Here is a 21,350-nt window from a genome sequence, read left to right on the forward strand (position 1 = left end):
ATTCAATAGATTTTGCCCAAAAGGATAATTTTGTGGCTCCTTCTAAATTATAACCTTTCCCATTATTTCCCTCCCAGTTATTCTCTGGTTCTTGCCAAACAATTCCATTCCACTTATATCCATCATTTCCCGCTTGCCCATTCCACTCTATTCTTATACAACTTTTACCGAATGCTGGGTTTTCTTGACAGTTGAAATTAACATCTATATTTGATGAACCATTATAATAACCCGAGGGATAATAATGATTTCCTCCAGAGTTATAATCTGAATAGATGTAAAAAACTTCGTTTTATTGGTCCATCACTTTGTATAAGTATGTATAACCATTATTTTCATTATTTGAATCTCTGTTTCTCGGATTTAAAAAATTGAAAATTAAAGATATAAATAAAAAATATAAAAAGAAGTTTTTGGATTTTGAATTTAAGTTAATAAATTTACTCATACTATCCTCCCTTATAATATAATAAAGAGTTTTTCTAATTTTTCTCTTATAATGTAATATCAACTACAAAGTTTTCAACTCTCTTTTAATCATCTTGACCCTTTTCTTCTTTCCCTTGACTTTATAACTCATATAGATATATTTTTTCATATGAAAGTTGGTTTTGTTTCTATAGTTGGAAAACCTAATGTAGGTAAATCTACTTTAATAAACCGTTTAATCGGAACTCCTATTTCTATTGTTTCAAATAAACCTCAAACAACCAGAAATAGAATCCTTGGAATCTGGACAAACCAAGAAGGACAAATCATCTTCATAGACACACCAGGTCATTTTAAACCAAAAAACAAACTAGAAGAGGCAATGCAATCGCAAATAGATAAATCTATAAATGATGCAGATCTCGTAATGGTTCTAATTGATAATAGGGAAGAATCAAGGAATATTGATTTTTCTACAATTGAAGACAATAAGCCAATTTTTTTGCTAATAAATAAAATAGACTTAATAAAGGAAGAAGACTTGAAGAAAATAGAAGAAAGTTTGGAGACAAAACGTTTTACCAAAATTTTCCCGATATCAGCTTTAAGAGGAGATAACGTAGAAAAAATAATTCCTTCTTTATTAGAATATCTGAAAGAAGGAGAACCTTTTTATCCCGAGGATTATATTTCTGATAGAAACGAAAGATTCTTTATAGAAGAGTTTATAAGAGAAACGATATTTGAAGAATATGGACAGGAAATACCTTATTCTGTTGCTGTAAAAGTAGAGAATATGAAAGACAACAAGATAGATATAAAAATTTTTGTAGAAAGGGAATCCCAAAAAGGGATCATAATAGGCAAAGGGGGAGAGAAACTAAAGAAAGTTCTAAGCGAGTCAAGAAAAAAAATAGAAAGATTCCTTGGATATCAAGTCTATATGAATACCTGGGTTGAGGTTAAAAAGAACTGGAGAAAAAATGAGAAAGAGGTAAGAAAATTTGGGTATTATGAATAGAAAAAAATTTATCTTTACCATTTTTGCTTTTCTTTTTTGGATAAAAAAAAGTTTTTTTCCTTTTTTTAAGAGAAGAGAGTCTATAGAGGAAGAAACTCTTAGACCTAATGATAAGCTTTTGGGGTAAAGTCTTGGTTTGGTGGACTATCTTAATTGCGCTTATATCTATAGAGGTGAAGTCTCCCGAAGAGAGATTAAAAATTCTTCGTCAACAATTAAAGGAGCAAAAGGAGAAAATAGCAAAATTAAAAGGAGAAGAGACAAGTATTTTGAGGAAACTACAAGAACTTGATAAGGAGATAAGCCTTAATACTGAGATCATTAATACTTTAAAAAGAAAAAGAGAAATAATAAATGAGGAGAAAAAAAATATCGAACTTCTTATAAATGAACTCCATTCTCGTCTTAAAGAAAAAAGAGAGATATTAAGTAGGAGGATTAGAGAGATATATATCCATGGACCACTTCATCCTGTAGAAGTTGTGTTACTTTCTTATTCCTTTGGGGATGCACTAAAAAGAATAAAATTTCTTGTTTTAATTGCGGATCAAGATAGGAGAGTCTTAAAAGAGATTGAACGTCTGGAGGAACGGCTTAAAACACAAAAAGAAATAATGGAAAGAAAGGTAGAGACTTTAGATGAAATCTTATACGAAGTAAAAGAGCAAGAAATTGCTCTTGAGAAAACAAAAAAAGAAAAAAATGAATATTTAACAAAAGTTGAAGGAGAAAGAAAAAAGGCTATAGCAATGTCCAAGGAAATGGAAAAGGCAATGGAAGACCTTGAGAAATTGATAATAAGCCTTTCGACAAAAGAGAAGACTTCAGGCAGTGTATATTTTCACAAAAAGCTATTAGGTTTGCCTGTTGAGGGAACAATAATAGGATATTTTGGGAGAAAAAAGGAAGAGAAATATGGAACGGAAACAATAAATAAAGGAATAGACATAGAAGCTCCTTTAGGGGCGGATGTTAAAGCAGTTGCACCTGGAAAGGTTGTTTACAATGACCACTTTCTCGGTTATGGTAAAATGATTCTTATAGACCACGGTGAAAATTTTATAACACTTTATAGTCACTTATCCTCAACCAATGTGGAAGTGGGTGAAGAGGTAGAAAAAGGAAATGTAATAGGGAAGGTTGGAGAAACAGGTTCGGTGAAAAAACCAATGCTTCATTTTGAGGTAAGGAAGGGGGGTAAAGCAGTAAATCCGCTTGATTATATTAAATTATGAAGATGGAAGAAGTAAAAGGCCAAGAAATTCCTAAGAAAATTTTATCTTCAATGATAAAAAAGGGTGATTTTCCTCCAGCTCTTCTTTTTTACGGACCCCGAGGGGTAGGAAAATTCTCTTTAGCCTTATCCTTCTGTCAAGAGATATTAAAAGATGAGAAAAGAATTGAAAAAGGAGTCCATCCCGATCTCCTGGTTGTCTTTCCAGAATATGAAGGATACCAACAAAGTGAATTAATGGAAATGAGAAGGAATAAAAATTATTTTTTGGTTAGTCAAAAAAAAGGGAGCGTTTCTATTGATACTATAAGGAAAGTTCAGGAGTATGTTTATATTACTCCTATGGAAAATCCATGGAGGATTGTAATAATTGCAGAGGCTGATAGAATAACCGAAGAAGGTTTTAATGCTTTTTTGAAGGTCCTCGAAGAACCACCACCTTTTGTAATTTTTATCTTAATCACTCAAGATAAAAACGCTTTGCCTCAAACAATAATTTCGAGGTGTAAACTTATAAGATTTGAACCTCTCTCTATTCAATTCCAAAAAGAGATTTTAAAAGGTATGGATATTAAACGTTTTGGAAGAGGAATAGAAGAAACAATGTTTCTTAATTCTCAAGAAAAATTAGGAAAAGAAATTGAGGAAATATTCTTCAATTTACATCCAAAATCTCGAATAAGAAATTGGAGGGAAGATATTGTAGAGAAATTTGGGTTAGAGTTTTTACTTCCTTACCTCCAGAAGCAAGTAGAAGATAGATACAAAAGAAAAGAAATAACTTATGATAAAGCCTGGGAGATTTTTTCTTATATTAAAAATGCTTATAAATATTATTACTCAAATATAAGCCCGGAAAAAATAATATTTTATCTTATGCTAAAGGTGTAAAATGTTATATTTTGTAAAGTTTCATGGTGTCAAATATCCTATGGAGTCCGAATTCACTTTAAAAAAAGGAGAGTTGGTTATCTGTGAAATAAAAAAAGAGCAATATGTAGGAGAAGTAGATGTAGAAATTCGTTCAAAAATCCAACCGGTGGGTAAAATTTCTCATATCATATATGACACAGAAAAAGAAAAGCTAAAGGAAAATAAAGAAGCAGAAAAAAGGGCTCTTGAGTTTTTTAAAGAGAGAGTTAAACAACTTGGACTTCCAATGAAAGTTATTGGAGTGGATAGAGAATGGAATGGAAAAAGATATAAATTTTATTTTGTTGCAGAGAAAAGGATAGATTTTAGAGAGCTGGTTAAAGATCTGAGAAATAAGTTTAAATGTATAATAGAATTAAGACACCTTGGAATTAGAGATTATGCTGGTTTTATTGGGGGACTTGGTCTGTGCGGAAATGCTTTGTGTTGTAATACTTTTCTTAAAGAAAAACCAAGAATAAAACTTGAAAGCGCGAGAAATCAAGATATATATATTAGTCCTTCGAGAATTTCTGGGCTTTGTGGAAGATTACTTTGCTGCTTAAATTTTGAAGCAGATTTTTATGATGAATTCACTCAGGCTTTTCCTGAAAGAGAAGAAATTGTTAGGACAGATAAGGGAGAAGGGAAGGTGCTATATAGAAATATGTTGATGGGTATTGTGATAATTTCTTACCCGGATGAAACACAGGAGGAGATTCCTATTGAAGAAATAAAGAAAAGGGGGGAAGTTTGGATTCAAGTAAAAAAGCAAAAGTAATAGTAACAGGTGCTTTACCTTATGCAAATGGCCCCATTCACATTGGGCACTTTGCTGGGGTTTATTTGCCTGCTGATATTTATACTCGATTTCTAAAGAAAAAAGGAAAAGACGTAATTTATATTTGTGGAACTGATGAAAATGGTGTGCCAATCACAATAGCTGCAGAAAAAGAGGGGATTTCTCCAAAGGAGCTTGTAACCCGTTATCATAATATTATAAAAGACTCCTTAGAAAAACTTGGAGTGAAATTTGAGAATTTTTCTGGAACCTCAAGGAAGATCCATTATGAGTTTTCCCAAAAAGTTTTTCTTGAGTTATATCAGAAAGGTTATATAGAACCAAAGGATTCAAGAGAGTTTTATTGCGAGAGGTGTGAGAGATTCCTGCCAGATCGATACGTAGAAGGAATTTGCCCTCATTGTGGTTATGAAGAGGCCAGAGGAGATTCTTGCGATTCCTGCGGAAGTTGGCTTGAGGCAGATCATTTGATAGAGCCAAGGTGTAAATTATGCGGAGCGACTCCAGTAAAGAAAGAGACTAAGCATTGGTATCTTCTATTAGATAAATTTCAAGGAGATTTAGAAAAATGGATAGAGGGAAAGAATTGGAAAAAAACTGTTAAGAGCTATCTTAAGGGTTGGCTTAAAGAAGGTCTTAAACCTCGTGCAATAACAAGAGATTTAGAATGGGGCGTTCCGGTTCCTTTGCCAGATGTGCCTAAAAACAAAGTTTTATATGTTTGGTTTGATGCCCCTCTTGGTTATATTTCTTCAACAATTGAATGGGCAGAGAAAAAAGGAGAACCAGAAAAATGGAAAGAATACTGGCAAGATCCAGAAACAGTTCTTGTTCATTTCATTGGGAAAGATAATATCGTATTCCATGGAATAATTTGGCCAGCTATAATTATGGGTCTTGGTAATTTTATCCTCCCTTCTGAGATTCCAGCAAATGAGTACTTAAATCTTGAAGGAGCAAAAGTCTCTACAAGTAGAAATATTGCTGTGTGGCTTCATGAATATCTTAAGGATTTTCCTCCAGATTTTCTTCGCTATTACTTATGTTGTATAATGCCAGAAACAAAGGACTCGGAATTCAAATGGAAAGAGTTTCAGGAAAGAGTGAATCAGGAACTAATAAATAATTTTGGGAACTTTGTAAATAGGACTTTGAAATTTATAGAGAAATATTATGATGGTAAGATTCCAGAAATTGGGGAATTAAGTAAAGAGGATAAGAAAATTCTGGGGGAAGTGAATTATGTGATTGATAAAATAGATAAAGCTCTTTCAGAATTCCATTTTAGAAATGCAATAAAACTTTGGATGGAAATAAGCTCAATCGGAAATAGATATTATGATAAGATGAAGCCTTGGGAAACTATGAAGACCTCAAAAGAAAGGACAAATACAACAATTTATCTATGCACTCATTTGATCCATATTCTTGCAACAATTGGGGAACTTTTTGTCCCATTTAGCGCAGAAAAAGTCCTTACAATGCTAAATCTAAAAGAGAAAGAATGGGAAAGATTGAAAGAAATAGAAGTCCCAGGAGGTCATAAAATAAAAGGAATAAAACCTCTTTTCCGAAAGATTGAAGATTCAGAAATTGAGAAGCAGTTTAAAGGAGAAAAAGAGATGTCTTATATCACAATAGAGGATTTTAAAAAAATAGAACTTAAAATAGGAATAATAGAAAAAGTGGAAGAGATTGAGGGTTCTAATAAACTTTATAAACTCATTGTAGATACTGGAGAAAAACGGACCATTGTAGCAGGTATAAAGCAATATTATAAAAAGGAAGAACTCTTAAATAAAAAAATTGTGGTTGCGACAAATTTAAAGCCTGCAACAATTATGGGGGTAAAATCAGAAGGGATGCTTCTTGCAGCAGATGATGGTAAGATCTTATCTATCCTTAGCCCAGATAAAGAAATTAATCCTGGAGCAAAAATTTCATAATGAGACTTCTAAACTCTTTTATTGCAGGAGCCACTGTTCTTCTTGGCGGCTTTCTTTCTGTTTCTAAAATTAATTTTTCTATATTTCTTGCTGGTTTATCCACTATATTTATAACTATTGGGGGGAACCTAATTAACGATTTCTTTGATCTCCCCATTGACAAAATAAATAAACCAGAAAGGCCAATTCCTTCTGGGAAAATTAAGAAAAATGAAGCATTATTAATTTCAATTATATTATTCCTCTTTGGAAATATATTATTGTCATTTCTCGGTTTGAAACTCTTAATAGTAGGATTTACTGCAACAATTTTATTAATTATCTACACGCCCTTCTTGAAGAAGTTACCTTTAATTGGGAATATTATTATAGCTTCACTACTTTCTTTAACCATTATTGTTGGAGGAGTGGCTTCAAGTAGACCTCTTGGAATAAAAAACGCAATATTACCTTCATTATTAATATTTTTGTTAAACTTCCCAAGAGAATTATTGAAAGACGGAGAAGATTTAATAGGAGATAGAGAAGCTGGTTTAAGAACATTTCCGGTAGTTTACGGAATAAGGAAAACACGTTTGTTAGCTATTTTTCTTTTATGGGTTCTTTTTTTTAGTGTATTAGGTTCTTCTTTTATCTTTGGGAAGCTTTTCGCCTCTTGTGCGATTCCCGGAATTGCAGTGCCAATTCTTATTGTAATAAAGAAATCTTCACCCACTCCTTTATGGTTTTCTGCTGCCCAAAGGATCTTAAAAATATTGATTTTTCCGGGATTTATATCTCTTTTTATAAGTAAACTTTAAAGAGTTAAGGATATTTTATTTCTTTTCGGAAGAACTCTCTTCCTTCATTAATCTATCAAATTCCTTACTTATAAACTCTCGGATTGGCTTATTTTCTCTTGTTATAATAGCTCCTGCAATCCAATCCCATTCTTCTTCACTCATCCCCATAGCCTTATACACAGAGTCTTTCTTCCTTTCCCAATCTTCCTGTAAAGATTTCCAAGCCATTGCCACCTCAGGATTTTTCTTTACATATTCACTATCACTAAGCTCGCTCATTCCTTGAGAAATATTATATTTTTTTCTGAGTTCTGCGAGTTTAACTGCTTCTTCCTCCGCGATTTTTGTTAGAGCGATAGAAACTCTTACATACCTCTTTGCCATTTCTTCTGTAACAATTCCATTCTCAGGCGGGGTAAATTTGTTGTCTTTAACTTTTTTACAACCAAAAAATAAAATCAACAAGAAAGAAAAAATTATCATTTTCTTCATATTTGGTTCCTCCTTTATTCATATTTCTTTCTTTTTCGCAATATATGTTATCATTTCAGCCTTTTCTGTCAAGACCCCCAATTAATTTTCTTACAAACGAAATGGCTTCTTCTTTAGTTTTGATTTCTCCTTCCTCATATGCAATTTGGGCTTTTCTTAAAAGCTCTCCAAAGATAGGGCCAGGGGAGAGATTAAAAATCTCTATGAGGTCTCTTCCTCTTAAGATAGGCTCTCTCACTTTATCTTCTATTCTAAAATAATACTCAATAATCTGTTTACAGATTTCTGTAAGAATTTTGTCTTCTTTCCCAACTGTTGCTAAATGATCTGCTATTGAAATTAAAGATAAACCTATGACATCTCTGCCCAGCTCAAAGCATAATCTTCTCTTAGCTTTCTCTGTCACTTCTTGTTGAGCTCGTAGAAGGTGAATCCTCATATGATTTGCAATTAAATTGGAAATGTACTCTCTTTCTTCAGAAGAAAATTTAAGTTTTTCTCCTATCTTTTTGAACCAATCTGAAGCAAGCCTATCGTGACCATAAAAATGAACTTTATCTTTTTCAATTTGCATTGTTTCTGGTTTTTTAATATCGTGAAGAAGAGCGGCAATTTTAATCTCGGCTTTCTTTTCTTCATAATACATTTCTGCTTTCTTTTTGAATTCTCCAAAAAACGAAAAATCTTTATCCAATATTTCAATCATTTTTAAGGTTAATATTGAATGCTCCAAAAGATTTTCTGAGATTTTACCACCTTTTATTTCCTTCATTTTTATAAAACCGGGGAATATTTCTTCAAAAACTTCAGGCATTATAGCAAGATGAGCCTGGGGGGCACTAAAGAGCATCATAAGTTCATAATGAATTCTTTCTTGTGGGGCTTCTGAGAGTTTATGTGCATATTCTTTAAATAAATCACTAGTATTTTCTTCAATCTCAAACCCAAAGAAGGCTCTAAAGCGTAGTCCACGAAGAATCCTGCAACTATCTTCAACAATATTTTTTCTTCCCAAAGCTCTTATGATTCCCTTTTCTAAATCTTTAACTCCATTAAAAGGATCTATGAATCTTTTGTCAATAAGGTTATAAGCCATAGCATTAATGGTAAAGTCTCTTCTCTTAAGGTCCTCTATGATTTCCATAGACTCAAGTCCCAATATATCAATATTTATATTTCCATTTATAACTCTAAATTCGTTTAAGTTTTTTTTCAACCTAAAATATCTACCCAAAGCCTTAGCGAAATCTTCACCTTTTCCACTGATTGCAATGTCAATATCATTTATTTCAAGACCCAGGAGAAGGTCTCTAAGCATACCACCCACAAGATAAACTTTCTTATTTGCCTTTTTGGCGTATTCCTTTATTTTCTTTAAAGGCTTTATCTTTTTAAGAGCCTCTTCAAGACTTTGTTTTTTTATCATTTTTGTAAAAAACGAATAGAATTCCTATACATATACATAAGAAGATCCACCCAAAGATATTTCCAATCTTAGTATATATTGTCTTTTCTTCAATTAGAGGAACTTTTCCCATAATAAAAGTAGATTTATAAATCCGAGTCTTATAGATAACTCTACCATATGGATCTGAAATGAAAGAAATTCCTGTATTTGCGGACCTTACAATGCACCTTTTAAATACGATCGATTGAAAAGCTGCCATTTGAGCATGTTGGTATGGACCACTTGTTTCCCCAAACCATCCATCTTCCGTTATATTAACCAAAAGGTTTGCTCCTCTTTTAACGAACTCTCTTATAAGCTGTGGAAAGATTGCCTCATAACAGATATAAATAGAAAACTTAAGCCCATTTTCTCTGAAAACAGAGAAATCTTTTCCTGGGGTGTATTGCCCTTGACCCAAATCTATTTTTCTTAATATAGGAAGAACATCATCAAAAGGTAATCTTTCTACAAAAGGCAATAGATAAATCTTTCTATACTTTCCTTTAATTCCTCCAGAATCAATAACAAAGGCTGCATTATAATAAAAAACCTCTTCCTGATTCTCTTCGCAATCAATCATCCCTGTAATAATACTACCTCGCTTTTCCATTGCAAGGTCATTAAAAAATTTTTCTATTTTATCTATAGGAGAAAAAGGGAAAGCGGTTTCTGGCAAGACATATAAGTCTGCATCCGGACTGTTTTCGATTGTTTTCTTTATTTTAATCAATCTCTTAACTCTATCGCTTCTTTTTTCCAATGGTAATATATTAGGCTGAATAACCACAACTTTTTTATATCCAGAAATTTCAAGTTTTTTGTTTAGCTGAATTTCCGAATAAAAAAAAGGTATTATTATAAAAGCTATAAAAACAAAAAGGCTTATAAAGACATTTTTTTTCTTTTTAAAGAGATCATCAAAGAGTAAATATAAAATAACATTTAGAGAAAGAACCCAAAAACTCACAAGAGGAAGCCCTCCAATGTCAGCGAATTGAATTAGTCTTACAAGATTGCTTTGAGAAAAACCTATAGAGCCCCATGTAAAGCCCCAAACGGAAGAAAGACTTCTTAGAAATTCTAATCCGGAAAAGATAAAAGGAAAAAGGTATGTGGCTCCAAGTCTTTGGAGTTTTTTGTAAAGAACCCCAGCAATTCCAAAGAATAAAGAGAGATAACCAATAAGCAAAAATGAACCTAAAAAAACTTGAAATCTAACTGTATTTTCCACTCTTGAAAGAGGAACCCAGTAAAGAAGAGTAAGAAAAAAAGTTCCTCCCATTATAAAACCTTTAAGGAAGGCCTTCCTCCCATCTTTAAGAGAATAAAAAAGAGGAAGGAAAGAAATCCAGGCTAAAAAGGAAAAATTAAAAGGAGCAAACGAAAGTGTTAATAAAATACCACTTATAATTGGGAAAAAATAAAAAGGGATTTTTTGAAAATATTTTTCTATTTTACCCATCTTTTGACAAACCTTAATCTATGTAAACTTCTCTATTTTCTTCAGAGGATCTATAAGCCGCATCTATTATTTTGGCAATCACAAAAGCCTCTTTCCATGTGTTATCAATTAAGCGCCTTTCTTTTAAGGAAGAAACAAAATTCTCAAGAAGAATTTTATATGAAACTTTTACCAGATCCCTTGGAAGTTTTGGTGTTATATCCACTACTTTATTTTCTTCTAACTTTTTTATTTTAAACGGATTGAGTAACGCAACGCCATCTCTACCATAAAGGTTAAAATAAGTAAAATCTTTTTCAAAAAGGAGAGTCCACCCTACTTCAAGTAATAAATACCTTCCATCTTTATAACGTAAAAACACTATTCCGGAATCTTCTATTTTCTCTGCTCTATGCAGCCCAGCGATAACAGAAGCTACATTATATCCAAAAATATATAGAACATAACTTAAAATTTGTACTCCTAAGGTCATAATTGCTCCCCCACCAGACTTTAAAGGGTCTCTTCGCCAGCTTGTTGGTCTTTCTTCATGTAGAGGTCGAAGCCATCCTGCTTTAGCAAAGGAAAGTTTTCCTATCTCTCCTCCAATAACAATTTCTCTTAACTTCTCAATATCAGGCCTAAACTTTCCATTAAAAGCAGCCATCAAAATTCTCTCTGAGGAATCCACCACATTTCCTAATCTTTTTACTTCGTTGGCGTCAAGACCGAGGGGTAGCTCGCAAAGAACATCTTTTCCATATTCAATAGCAGAAATAGCCATAGGTGTATGCAAATAATTTGGTGTTGCTATTATAACCGCATCAATTTCTGGATCCTCAAGCATCTTTTCAAAATCTAAAAAGACCTTTTTTATCTTATATCTCTTTGAAATAACTTCTACCTTTTCCACATCAGACTCGCAGAGAGCCTCAAGAGAGAGATTTTCATTCTCCATTATGGCAGGTAGATAACCAATCTGCGCTACAGCTCCAGCTCCTACTAATCCTATTCTTATTTTATCTTCCATTTGGCTCTAAAATAAAAACTTTATTATTTTCAATTCTTAATTTATTTTTTGAAAAGAGATCAATCGCTTCCGGATAAATTCTATGTTCTTCTTTTAAAATTCTCTCCGAGAGAGTTTCCACTGTGTCGTCTTGATAGACAGGCACAACAGCCTGAAGAATTATGGGCCCCCCATCTACATCCTCGGTAACAAAATGAACAGTAGCTCCAGAGAACCTTACACCATAATCTAAAGCTTTTTTTTGTGCGTTAAGTCCTTTAAAGGAAGGCAATAAAGAGGGGTGAATATTCATCATTCTCCATTTAAACTCTGAAATTAATTTTGTTTTAACTATTCTCATAAACCCAGCAAGGCATACAAGATCAACCTCATTTTCTCTTAAAATTTCTATATATTTATCCTCCGCCTTTCCTACTAAAACAGGTTTTTCGGTTTCAGGATCAATGTAATAGCTTTTGATTCCTGCTTTTTTTGCTCTTTCTAAGGCATAAGCTTCAGGATTATCAGAAATTACGACCACAACCTTAGCATCAATCTCTCCTTTTTGGCTTTTGTCAATAATAGCCTGAAGGTTTGAGCCTCTACCAGAAACCAAAACCCCAACTTTACAAGGCATTCCTTGCCTCCAAAGTTAGTTTGAAATACACTTCTTCGAGAGTGGAAGTAGCTAATCCAATTCTTTTTTTAAGTTCATCCACCTTTCCTACTTCAATTAGTTTTCCAGCATCAATTACTCCGACTCTATCAGAAATTTCTTCTGCAAGGGGAAGAGAATGAGTAGAGATAAAAACTGTGGAACCATTTTTAACTTCTCTTTTTAAAACTTTCTTTACAACACTAATAGAATATGGATCTAAACCTACAAGAGGCTCATCAATAACTATAACGCTCGGATTATGAATTAAAGCTTGAATGAATATTACCTTTTGTCTCATTCCATGAGAGTAACCTGCCGAAGGAGAATCAATCCATTCTCCTATTTTAAATTCACTAAATAGATCTTCTATTTTTTCTTCTATTACTTTTTTTTCCATCCCATATAATCTTGAAACAAAGAAGATAAATTCTCTTCCAGTTAACTCAGGATAAATAAAGGGTTCGTCTGGAATATAAGCCATAATACTCTTTGCTTTTTCTGGTTCCTTTAGTAGATTAATCCCTTTTACGAAAATTTCCCCTTCAGTAGGTGCTAAAAGTCCTGTAATCATTTTGACTGTTGTGGTTTTTCCGGCTCCATTTGGCCCAAGAAGCGTAAAAAGTTCTCCAGATTTAACTTGTAGATTTAATCTATCTACAGCTTTTATCTTCCCAAAAATTTTAGAAACGTTTTTAAGCTCAATCATAATCTAAAACTGTTATTTGAAGTTTGTTTATCACTCTATAAAGTTTAGCTTGTGATTCAAAACCCCCATATTCTAATTTTATATGGGTAGGATCAGCTATCACTTGCCCAAAAACGGGATCGGAAGAGACCCACTTTCCTCCTAAATAAGCCCCAACCCAGGCGTGATAATAAAATGCTCCATTAATGTAAACGAGCCCAACTTCTACCCTTGCTGGAATTCCAGAGGCTTGGAGGAGGGCTACTGCAAGGGCTGCGTGTTCATTACAATCTCCCTCTCCAGAATTTAAAGCTTCAATTGGATCAGGTATAGAGAATGTTGGTTTATCTTCAAGTTTTTTATCAACGTAAGAGATTATTCTTTCTACAGCTTCAAGACCCCTTTTATCCCCAACAACCTCTTTTGCTATCGTTTTTATTCTCTCATCATCGGATGGAATGAAAGGACTTGGCTTTAAGAACTCTTTTACCTCTTCTGGAATTAAAGAAGAACTACCGGGTTGGATCTTCTTAATGGTAAGGATATTTCCATTAAGAGTTTGTCTATCATCTTCAATTCTTAACCCAGAAAGAGGAACCGAATCCAGCCGAACTTTAAGAAAGGAAATTTCCCTAGGATTTTTTATTTCTTTTTCCACTCTTATTGCATAAGAATCATATAATTTAAATCCCACAGGTTTTATATCTTTTTTTATTAACCCTTTCTCTCTTTTCATCAGAAGGCCTATTGGTGATTCAGAACGAAGAAGTTCTCCTTTTTCTGTTACCCAGAATAAAACATCAATTCCTGATTGTTTTACCACATATTTTATAACAGGAATCCCATCTATTGTATCCTTTCCGGTTACGGAAACGGAGATATCAAACAAGGAATCTGAGGAAGGTAAAGTAGGGTCAAAAAATTTAAAATTTCCAATTTTACCTGTTTTAACTAATCCTTCTATTGTAGCAGGGAGATAAGAAGACTTTATTTCGTAAATGATTTTTCTTTTAACTCCCCCGGAGGTAAATTCAACGATGAGGTTGTTACGTTCTCTTTTTCCAATTGCTTCAAATAGATAATTATCCGAGAACATTGAAAACTCAAAATCTTTTAGATTGTAAGAGAAATCTGCATTGGCAACAATTTTATACGTAACTTCTTTTTCCATTCCGCCAATTGGAGAGAGTTTCATATATGTTGTGGAATAAACTCTATAACCATCCTTTGTTGAATCAACTCTGGAAGCGAGATACCCAACTTTATAACCTTTAAGATAGATTCCAAAATATTCGGTTTTAGGGTCGTTTTCAAAAAGATTAGAAGATTGACTCTCCCTTTTTTCCAGATGATTTCTCTGGAATAAAATAATACCACTTCCTATTATTATAAGTATAATAGGTAGAAAAATTCGGATTTTACGCAAAAATTTCTCCTTTTTTGAAAAATAATCTTATTCAGGGTAAAGTCAAGAGCTTCTGAAGATAAAATTCTTATTTTCTGCATCTATAATAACCTTCCCTCCCTTTATCTCTCCATCGATAATTTTAAGAGATAAAGGTGTTTCTATAAATTTTTGGATTACCCTTGCAAGAGGTCTTGCTCCAAAAGTTTTATCAAAACCTTTTTCTGCCAGCAAATCTTTTGCGGCTTCGGTTATTTCTAATTGAACATTTGATTCTTTTAGTCGCTCTGAAAGGTCTCCTATCATTATGTCTGCAATTTTTTTTACATGAGATAAAGTTAAGGGTCTAAAGATTATTATGTCATCAATTCTATTTAAAAATTCAGGACGCATTTTAAGCCTTAACTGTTCATTAACTTTTTCTTCAAGTAGTTCATAATTATCTGCGAGATTTTGAATTATATCTGAAGCAATATTAGAGGTCATTATATTAACTGTATTTGCAAAATTAACTGTTCTCCCTTTTCCATCTGTCAATCGTCCATCGTCTAAGACCTGAAGCAAGATATTGAAAACCTCTGGGTGAGCTTTTTCTATCTCATCGTAAAGGATCACACTGTATGGTCTTTTCCTAACAGCCTCTGTGAGATATCCTCCTTCTTCGTATCCCACATATCCTGGGGGGGCTCCTATTAGTCTTGCCACAGAGTGCCTTTCCATAAACTCACTCATATCTACTCTTATAAGAGCATCCTCAGAATCAAAGAGAGTTCTGGCGAGAACTTTTGCTACCTCTGTTTTTCCAACTCCCGTTGGTCCTAAAAAAATAAAAGAACCTATAGGTTTGTCTGGCTTTGAGATTCCTGACCTTGCTCTCCTTATCGCATCCGCTACAGATTTTATTGCATGTTCTTGATTAACAATCCTTTTATGCATCTCTGCTTCAAGATTTATCAATTTCTCTTTTTCTTTTTCGAGCATCTTACTCACAGGTATTCCCGTCCACTCAGAAACTATAAATGCAATATCTTCCTCTGTAATCGGTTTATCTAAAGAATGAGATACTCCCCATTTTTCTTTTTCTCTTTCATATTCCTCTCTTAACTTTGCTTCTTCTTCAATGATCTTATGAGCGCCCCGATGATCTCCTTCTTCTGCCAACTTCTTTGCTTCCTCTTGTAGATTTTTTATTTTCTCTTCTTTCTTTTTTAAATCTTCTGGAATGGCAGAACGTTCAAGTTGAAGTTTTGCACAAGCCTCATCGAGTAAATCTATTGCTTTATCAGGTAGATATCTGTCAGTTATATATCTTTTTGAAAGCTTAACAGCATACTCAATCGCTGTATCATTTATTTTAACACCATGATATTTTTCATATGAATTTTTTAATCCTCTTAATATTTCTATTGCATCAGCGATTGAGGGTTCGCTAACCCATACGGGTTGGAATCTTCTCTCAAGAGCAGGATCTTTTTCTATATATTTTCTATATTCTGTAACTGTTGTTGCTCCTATTGTTCTTATCGCTCCTCTTGCGAGAAAAGGTTTCATCATATTAGAGGCATCCATCGCTCCCTCTGCAGCACCAGCTCCAACAACGGTGTGAATTTCATCTATAAATAGAATGAGCTCTTCTTTTTTCTTTTCTAATTCATCCAAAATTGCTTTGAGTCTTTCCTCAAACTCTCCTCTGAACTTTGTTCCGGCTATAAGTCCGGCAAGATCGAGTTGTAATATTCGCTTATTTTTAAGTAATTCGGGAACTCTTTTTTCTCTTATTCTCTGCGCCAAACCTTCCACTATTGCAGTTTTTCCTACCCCTGCTTCTCCAATAAGAACAGGATTATTTTTTGTCTTCCTTATTAAAATTTGCATTACCCTTTGGATCTCTCTCTCTCTATTAATTACAGGGTCTCCTATTTCTTTTGTAATATCCCTAGTGTATCTCTCTAAAATTTTGTATTTGCTTTCCGCATCTCGATCTTCTATTCTTGATTCTCCTCTTACATTTTTAAGAGAAGAATAGATTTTCTCTCTCGTTATACCCGAAGAAAGGAGGATTTCTCCTGCCTTCCCTGTGTCATCCGTTAATGCGAGTAATATATGCTCAGTTCCAATAAATCTGTCATTTAATCTACGAGCTTCTTCCCAAGCATTATCGAGAACCCTATTCGCAGAAGGGGATAGATAAATCTGATGAGTTCCATATACCTTAGGAAGTCTATCAAGAGCATCTAAAACTTTGTTTTTTATTAAATCAGTATTTAGTCCCATATCTTCGATTAAACGAGGAACAATCCCTTCTGGATCATCAAGTAATCCATACAAAATGTGAAGGGGAGTCATTTCTGAATGACTAAATTTTGAAAGGGAAGATTGTGCAATAGAAAGAGCTTCCCTTGCTTTCTCTGTAAATTTGTCTTCTCTCATCAATCCTCCTAAAAATAGTTTTAGATAAATTATATTATCTATAATAATTATGTCAACGGGAAAGTGTTAATTATTCTAAGGTATTTAATTAGGTTATTTTACAAGTCTCTTATTTATTCATAAAGGCTATTTAGGTAATATATTTAGCCTCAAAAACTTATTAGTCTTATTGGTAATAGAGAAATTAAAATTAGATAAGTTCTTGCTTATAAATTTCCTTATAGCCCGAATTGCTTTGTGTCAACCCATTCCATTGAGAGAAGAGACCAAAAATCTAAGGCCAGTTTATTAAGGACATACTCATAAGGTAACCATCCATATCCCTTATCTCCCCAACTTGAACCCCAAGAATTACGAATTAATAAGGCTCCTTTTGTCTCTTTCTTACACTTGAGATTTTTAATCTTCATATTATCGTCGTAACCTACTGCAATAACAGCATGACCCCATTCGGCTTTTTCTCCCGGACAAGGATAGGGAATTCCACCTTTGACATTGGAATCACTGAATGATGGAAATCCATAGAATCCAAACATTGATGGAATGCCTGCAGCAAGGTATTTCTTCACACTGCTAAGCACTTTACTAGGAGAAATGTTCATACCTAAAGGGTCGTGACAGAAATATCTAATCGCTTCGTAGTTCTCAGCTATAGCATACACAAAAGCAGAGGGCTCTTTATCAAAATCGCTTATGACATAAGGCCAGTACTTTTCCGCAGGAACACCACACAGAACTAAAGCCCCCATCACATTTCTTAGCCAGGCACCAGTATCTCCAGTCACACCCATTAGATTACGAGTGGTCTTGTATAAAAACAACCGAGAGCCATCAATATATTTACCAAAAGCTCTATTCTCAAAGTATTCTACTATCCCTATACCGGCGTGTGCTGTGCACGAACCCAAATCACCTTGATCTTCAACTTTAGAGCACCAAGGTCTTAAATCAACTTTTGATGGAAGTGGTTTTGATTTTTCTTGAGATATGCCCAATTTCTTTGTCATTTCGGCAATTTCGGGGTGTTCTTCTGTATAGTCACGTAAATCTGGGAGTGGGGGTAGCCATCCTGTTCCCACTATTTCTCCTCTTTCTGGGATTATTACCTTTTTATACATAGGATACATTTTTCCTCCTTTCCTTAAAATTTGGTAAGTTTATTTAAAATAACAGGTATTTTCTATTTGTAAAGAGGGAAGCTTAATACCTATAAGTTCTTTCGATTTTTACTTGGGTTTTTCTTTTTGGCTTAAACTCTTCAAAGAAATCAGAAGGTAGAGAGAAATTTCATATTAAAATACTTGACTAATTTTTATTTTTATATATCTTAATTTAGAGTATTAATTACGGGAGGTTCTCGAATTAATATTCTTTTTTGAAAATAACATCTTTAGGTTTTCCTCTTTTGTTAAGTTTTTTGGTTTAAGTTAAAGTAGGAGGTTTTTTTAAAATGCCAGAAGGTAGAGTAAAGTGGTTTAATCCACGGAAGAATTATGGGTTTATTGAGGTAGAAGGTGGGGAAGATGTTTTTGTTCATGCATCTGCTCTTGGGGAAGGTGTGGATGTGCTTAATGAGGGCGATAGAGTTTCTTTTGATGTTGTGGAAGGGAAGAAAGGTAAGAAGGCTGAGAACGTAAGGAAGTTGTAATAATAAGGTTATCTTAAAAAATCTCTTTCCTCAAATACTCTATTTATAAAATCAAAAACTTTCGGTTACACGAATTTTTTTGAAAAAGAGATTTTTATGCCAAAATCTAAAGATCACCATATATTTGACGGTAGTATTTTTTGTACTCTCCATTTACCACTTTTTTTACCCAATTCTGATTCTTTATATACCAATCAATTGTCTTTCTTATACCTTCTTTAAATGAATATTCTTTTTTCCATTTTAGAGTTTTCTTTATTTTTGAGCAATCAAGAGAATATCTAAAGTCGTGAGTGTCTCCCCTTGGGTCAGGAATAAATTGAATAAGATTTTCAGGATTTGTGCTTAGGATGTTCTTTTCTTTTAATACTTCGCAGATTATTTTTACTACTTCTATATTTTTTAACTCTGTTTCTCCCCCGACATTATAGATTTCTCCTTTTTCTCCGTTTCTGAGAATAAGATCAATCGCACGGCAATTGTCTTTTACGTAAAGCCAATCTCTTATGTTAAGGCCTTTGCCGTAAACAGGCAGTTTTTTTCCTTCAAGAGCGTTTTTTATCATAAGAGGTATTAGTTTTTCGGGGAATTGATAAGGCCCATAGTTATTTGAACTACGAATAATTATTACAGGAATTTTATACGCTTTGTGATAAGATCTGCAAATTAGATCTGCCGCAGCTTTACTTGCAGAATAAGGGCTATTTGGTTTAAGAGGGGATTTTTCCGTAAATTTTCCTCTTTTCCCAAGACTTCCATAAACTTCGTCTGTGGAAATATGGATGAAACTTTTATTTTTCCCTTTCCAATAAGTTCTTGCAGCTTCTAATAGAACCTGAACTCCTTTTATGTTAGTATCTATAAAAGGTGAAGGGTCAAGGATACTTCTATCTACATGAGACTCGGCAGCAAAATTTATTACACAGTCAATTTCTAATAAATGGTCTTTTAATTCCTTGATTAGCTTTTTCTCTTTCCAGTATTCTCCGGAAAATATAGAATTAATAAGAGGCCTGTCACATATGTCCCCTTTTATAAAAAAATAACGAGGATTTTTATTAGAATTTCTCTTTAAAGATTTAACACCGTATTTTTTTTCTATATCAATAAGATTTAAGGGATTTCCTGCATAGGTTAATTTATCTATGTTTATTACTATGACATTATTATAATTTTCTAATTCATAACGGATGAAGTTACTTCCAATGAAACCGCATCCTCCTGTAATAAGAATTGTTAATTTATTGTCTTTTTTCATTTTGATCGAACTTTTCTGCTAAGGTAAACGCTGGTAGTTTTTTATCTTTCTCTGATAAAATAGGTTCTCCAGAAAGGGGCCAATTAATATTTATTTCAGGATCATTCCATAAGATTCCTCTTTCGTGTTCCTTTGAGTATTCTTTGCTTACTTTGTATATTATTTCTGCTTCTTCACTTAAAACGAGATAACCATGTGCGAATCCTTCTGGGATATAAATAGCATTTTTCCCCCTTGAAGATAAGTAAACTCCCACCCATTTTCCATAGAAAGGAGAATTCTTTCTTATATCAACCACAACATCGAAAATTTTACCTCTTATACAGCTTACGAGCTTCGCCTGCTCATAAGGAGGAATCTGGTAATGTAACCCTCTAAGGACATTTTTTTTAGATTTAGAGTAATTCTCTTGGACAAAATCAATCCTAATACCAGCTTTATCAAAAAGGGATTTTTTGTAAGTTTCTGCAAATAAACCTCTTTTGTCTTTGAGAACTTTAGGGCTTATGAGAATTACATCGGGAATGGAAAGTTTTTTAAACGTCATTTTTCCTAAAACTTATTGTTTGTTGTTTTATGAATTTTATAAGATCTTCTTTCCAGTGAGGCATTATATTCAAATTTTGCAATTTGAGTAGATAATTTTCGAGAACGGAATTTTTTGGTCTTTTTGCAAGAGATTTAAATTCTTCGCTTTTAATTCCTTTAAGTTTGATTATTTCCTTAAATTTGCTTTTTAGCTCTTTATTTTCCATTTTTAGAATAATAGATTCTTTATCTTTCTTTTCTATTTTATAACCCAATTCTTTTAGAATTTCAAGGGCAAATTCAAACCAAGAACATTTTCCTTCTGAGGAACAATGATATGTTCCGTAAAGTTCAGTGCTTAAAAGTTTTTCTATCTGATTAATTACGCTTACCGTCCAAGTTGGAGAACCAAATTGGTCGTTAACCACTTTAATTTCTTCATTTGTTTTGGCAAGCTGAATTATTTTCTTTATGAAATTTATTCCATTTTTTCCATAGAGCCAGGCTATACGGAGGATAAAGAAGTTATTTAGTTGTTCTTTAACGAAGATTTCGCCCAAAAGTTTTGTTTTCCCATAGATGTTTATCGGACTTGGTTGGTCGTATTCATAATAAGGTTCTTCTTTCTCTCCACTAAAAACATAATCAGTGCTTATATAAAAAAATTTAGCATTGATTTTTCTTGCTACTATAGAAAGGTTTCTTGTGCCCAGGGAATTCACTTTAAAGGCTTTTTCTTTTTCTTTTTCGCATCCATCTACATCAGTATAAGCTGCAGTATGAATTATTATCTGAGGTTTTACCTTTTTAATACAATTTTCTGTAGTTTTAAAATCGGTAATATCAAAGTCTTTTAGGTCCGCCCCAAAAGTTCTATAATTCTTGGATAATATCTCAACTAACTCGGAACCGAGCTGTCCTTCTGCTCCAGTAATTAGTATGGATTTAGGATAAGACATTTCTTATCTTTAAAGATAGAGGGGAGGGAAAATTTGTCAATAGAGATGGTTAAAAGAACATACTGACAACCCCCCATTTTTTTCATAAAGACACCTCCATTTCGGGAAAGAGGCTTATAAATTTCGTCTTCTCGTTGGATTCCAACCGTACTCCTCGTCTGAACTGGATTTGAGTGAACCAATAGTTCAACTCCTCAAAGATGCGATAATAAATATACCTCCATTCCTTTTTGAGATATTGCCTTTGTTTCTTGTTGCTCA

The 21,350-nt window shown here is 33.3% G+C and carries 19 protein-coding genes; 7 read left to right on the forward strand and 12 right to left on the reverse strand.

Annotation, left to right across the window (positions count from 1 at the left end; translation table 11 throughout):
- Nucleotides 1–598: 598 nt before the first annotated feature.
- From era to ABIN61_06100, 6 genes are all read left to right on the forward strand, one after another.
- The gene (era, locus tag ABIN61_06075; protein ID MEO0293770.1) at nt 599–1,450 is read left to right on the forward strand and encodes a GTPase Era; all 852 of its coding nucleotides are present in this window, start codon (nt 599–601) and stop codon (nt 1,448–1,450) included.
- A 107-nt stretch (nt 1,451–1,557) separates the two neighbouring features.
- A complete protein-coding gene (locus ABIN61_06080; protein MEO0293771.1) occupies nt 1,558–2,685 on the forward strand; it encodes a peptidoglycan DD-metalloendopeptidase family protein in 1,128 nt (375 codons plus the stop codon).
- A gap of 2 nt (nt 2,686–2,687) precedes the next feature.
- Nucleotides 2,688–3,575 carry an AAA family ATPase gene (locus ABIN61_06085; protein ID MEO0293772.1) on the forward strand — a complete coding sequence of 296 codons (888 nt, stop codon included), beginning with the start codon at nt 2,688–2,690 and terminating at the stop codon, nt 3,573–3,575.
- A gap of 1 nt (nt 3,576) precedes the next feature.
- Complete coding sequence (gene ricT, locus ABIN61_06090; GenBank protein ID MEO0293773.1) at nt 3,577–4,377, forward strand: regulatory iron-sulfur-containing complex subunit RicT; 801 nt, start codon at nt 3,577–3,579, stop codon at nt 4,375–4,377.
- Nucleotides 4,350–6,344 carry a methionine--tRNA ligase gene (gene metG / locus ABIN61_06095; protein ID MEO0293774.1) on the forward strand — a complete coding sequence of 665 codons (1,995 nt, stop codon included), beginning with the start codon at nt 4,350–4,352 and terminating at the stop codon, nt 6,342–6,344. Before ricT ends, metG begins: the two co-directional genes overlap by 28 nt.
- Entirely contained in the window at nt 6,344–7,144 is an 801-nt protein-coding gene (locus ABIN61_06100) for a geranylgeranylglycerol-phosphate geranylgeranyltransferase (protein ID MEO0293775.1), read from the forward strand. Before metG ends, ABIN61_06100 begins: the two co-directional genes overlap by 1 nt.
- Before the next feature lie 15 nt (nt 7,145–7,159).
- On the opposite strand, the gene ABIN61_06105 is transcribed toward ABIN61_06100, so the two are convergent.
- The 9 genes from ABIN61_06105 to ABIN61_06145 all read right to left on the reverse strand — a co-directional run bounded on the left by ABIN61_06105 (nt 7,160) and on the right by ABIN61_06145 (nt 17,823).
- The gene (locus tag ABIN61_06105) at nt 7,160–7,618 is read right to left on the reverse strand and encodes a hypothetical protein (GenBank protein MEO0293776.1); all 459 of its coding nucleotides are present in this window, start codon (nt 7,616–7,618) and stop codon (nt 7,160–7,162) included.
- A gap of 55 nt (nt 7,619–7,673) precedes the next feature.
- Nucleotides 7,674–9,044, reverse strand: coding sequence for an HD domain-containing protein (locus ABIN61_06110; GenBank protein ID MEO0293777.1), 1,371 nt, complete (start codon nt 9,042–9,044; stop codon nt 7,674–7,676).
- Complete coding sequence (lnt, locus tag ABIN61_06115) at nt 9,022–10,530, reverse strand: apolipoprotein N-acyltransferase (protein MEO0293778.1); 1,509 nt, start codon at nt 10,528–10,530, stop codon at nt 9,022–9,024. Before lnt ends, ABIN61_06110 begins: the two co-directional genes overlap by 23 nt.
- Before the next feature lie 13 nt (nt 10,531–10,543).
- On the reverse strand, nt 10,544–11,539 hold the full coding sequence (locus ABIN61_06120) for a Gfo/Idh/MocA family oxidoreductase (protein MEO0293779.1): 996 nt from the start codon (nt 11,537–11,539) through the stop codon (nt 10,544–10,546).
- Nucleotides 11,529–12,155, reverse strand: a complete 627-nt coding sequence (gene purN, locus ABIN61_06125) for a phosphoribosylglycinamide formyltransferase (protein ID MEO0293780.1) — start codon at nt 12,153–12,155, stop codon at nt 11,529–11,531. The genes ABIN61_06120 and purN overlap by 11 nt, the downstream gene beginning before the upstream one ends.
- On the reverse strand, nt 12,145–12,882 hold the full coding sequence (locus ABIN61_06130) for an ABC transporter ATP-binding protein (GenBank protein MEO0293781.1): 738 nt from the start codon (nt 12,880–12,882) through the stop codon (nt 12,145–12,147). Before ABIN61_06130 ends, purN begins: the two co-directional genes overlap by 11 nt.
- A complete protein-coding gene (locus ABIN61_06135) occupies nt 12,875–14,287 on the reverse strand; it encodes a transglutaminase-like domain-containing protein (GenBank protein ID MEO0293782.1) in 1,413 nt (470 codons plus the stop codon). The genes ABIN61_06130 and ABIN61_06135 overlap by 8 nt, the downstream gene beginning before the upstream one ends.
- 42 nt (nt 14,288–14,329) lie before the next feature.
- A complete protein-coding gene (locus ABIN61_06140; protein MEO0293783.1) occupies nt 14,330–16,696 on the reverse strand; it encodes an AAA family ATPase in 2,367 nt (788 codons plus the stop codon).
- Between the two features lie 218 nt (nt 16,697–16,914).
- Nucleotides 16,915–17,823 (reverse strand): C1 family peptidase, encoded by a 909-nt coding sequence (locus tag ABIN61_06145; GenBank protein MEO0293784.1) that lies wholly within the window; start codon nt 17,821–17,823, stop codon nt 16,915–16,917.
- Nucleotides 17,824–18,146: 323 nt separating this feature from the next.
- Here ABIN61_06145 and ABIN61_06150 point away from each other — a divergent pair, with 323 nt between their 5' ends.
- Complete coding sequence (locus ABIN61_06150; GenBank protein ID MEO0293785.1) at nt 18,147–18,344, forward strand: cold shock domain-containing protein; 198 nt, start codon at nt 18,147–18,149, stop codon at nt 18,342–18,344.
- A 106-nt stretch (nt 18,345–18,450) separates the two neighbouring features.
- On the opposite strand, the gene rfbB is transcribed toward ABIN61_06150, so the two are convergent.
- The 3 genes from rfbB to rfbD are packed head-to-tail and all read right to left on the reverse strand — an operon-like array spanning nt 18,451 to nt 21,089.
- The gene (rfbB, locus tag ABIN61_06155) at nt 18,451–19,602 is read right to left on the reverse strand and encodes a dTDP-glucose 4,6-dehydratase (protein ID MEO0293786.1); all 1,152 of its coding nucleotides are present in this window, start codon (nt 19,600–19,602) and stop codon (nt 18,451–18,453) included.
- Nucleotides 19,586–20,149, reverse strand: coding sequence for a dTDP-4-dehydrorhamnose 3,5-epimerase (rfbC, locus tag ABIN61_06160; GenBank protein MEO0293787.1), 564 nt, complete (start codon nt 20,147–20,149; stop codon nt 19,586–19,588). Before rfbC ends, rfbB begins: the two co-directional genes overlap by 17 nt.
- A complete protein-coding gene (rfbD, locus tag ABIN61_06165; GenBank protein ID MEO0293788.1) occupies nt 20,139–21,089 on the reverse strand; it encodes a dTDP-4-dehydrorhamnose reductase in 951 nt (316 codons plus the stop codon). The genes rfbC and rfbD overlap by 11 nt, the downstream gene beginning before the upstream one ends.
- Nucleotides 21,090–21,350 lie beyond the last annotated feature (261 nt).

This window comes from candidate division WOR-3 bacterium, from assembly GCA_039804165.1.
In the GTDB taxonomy this organism is placed as follows: domain Bacteria; phylum Hydrothermota; class UBA3072; order UBA3072; family UBA3072; genus JAFGHJ01.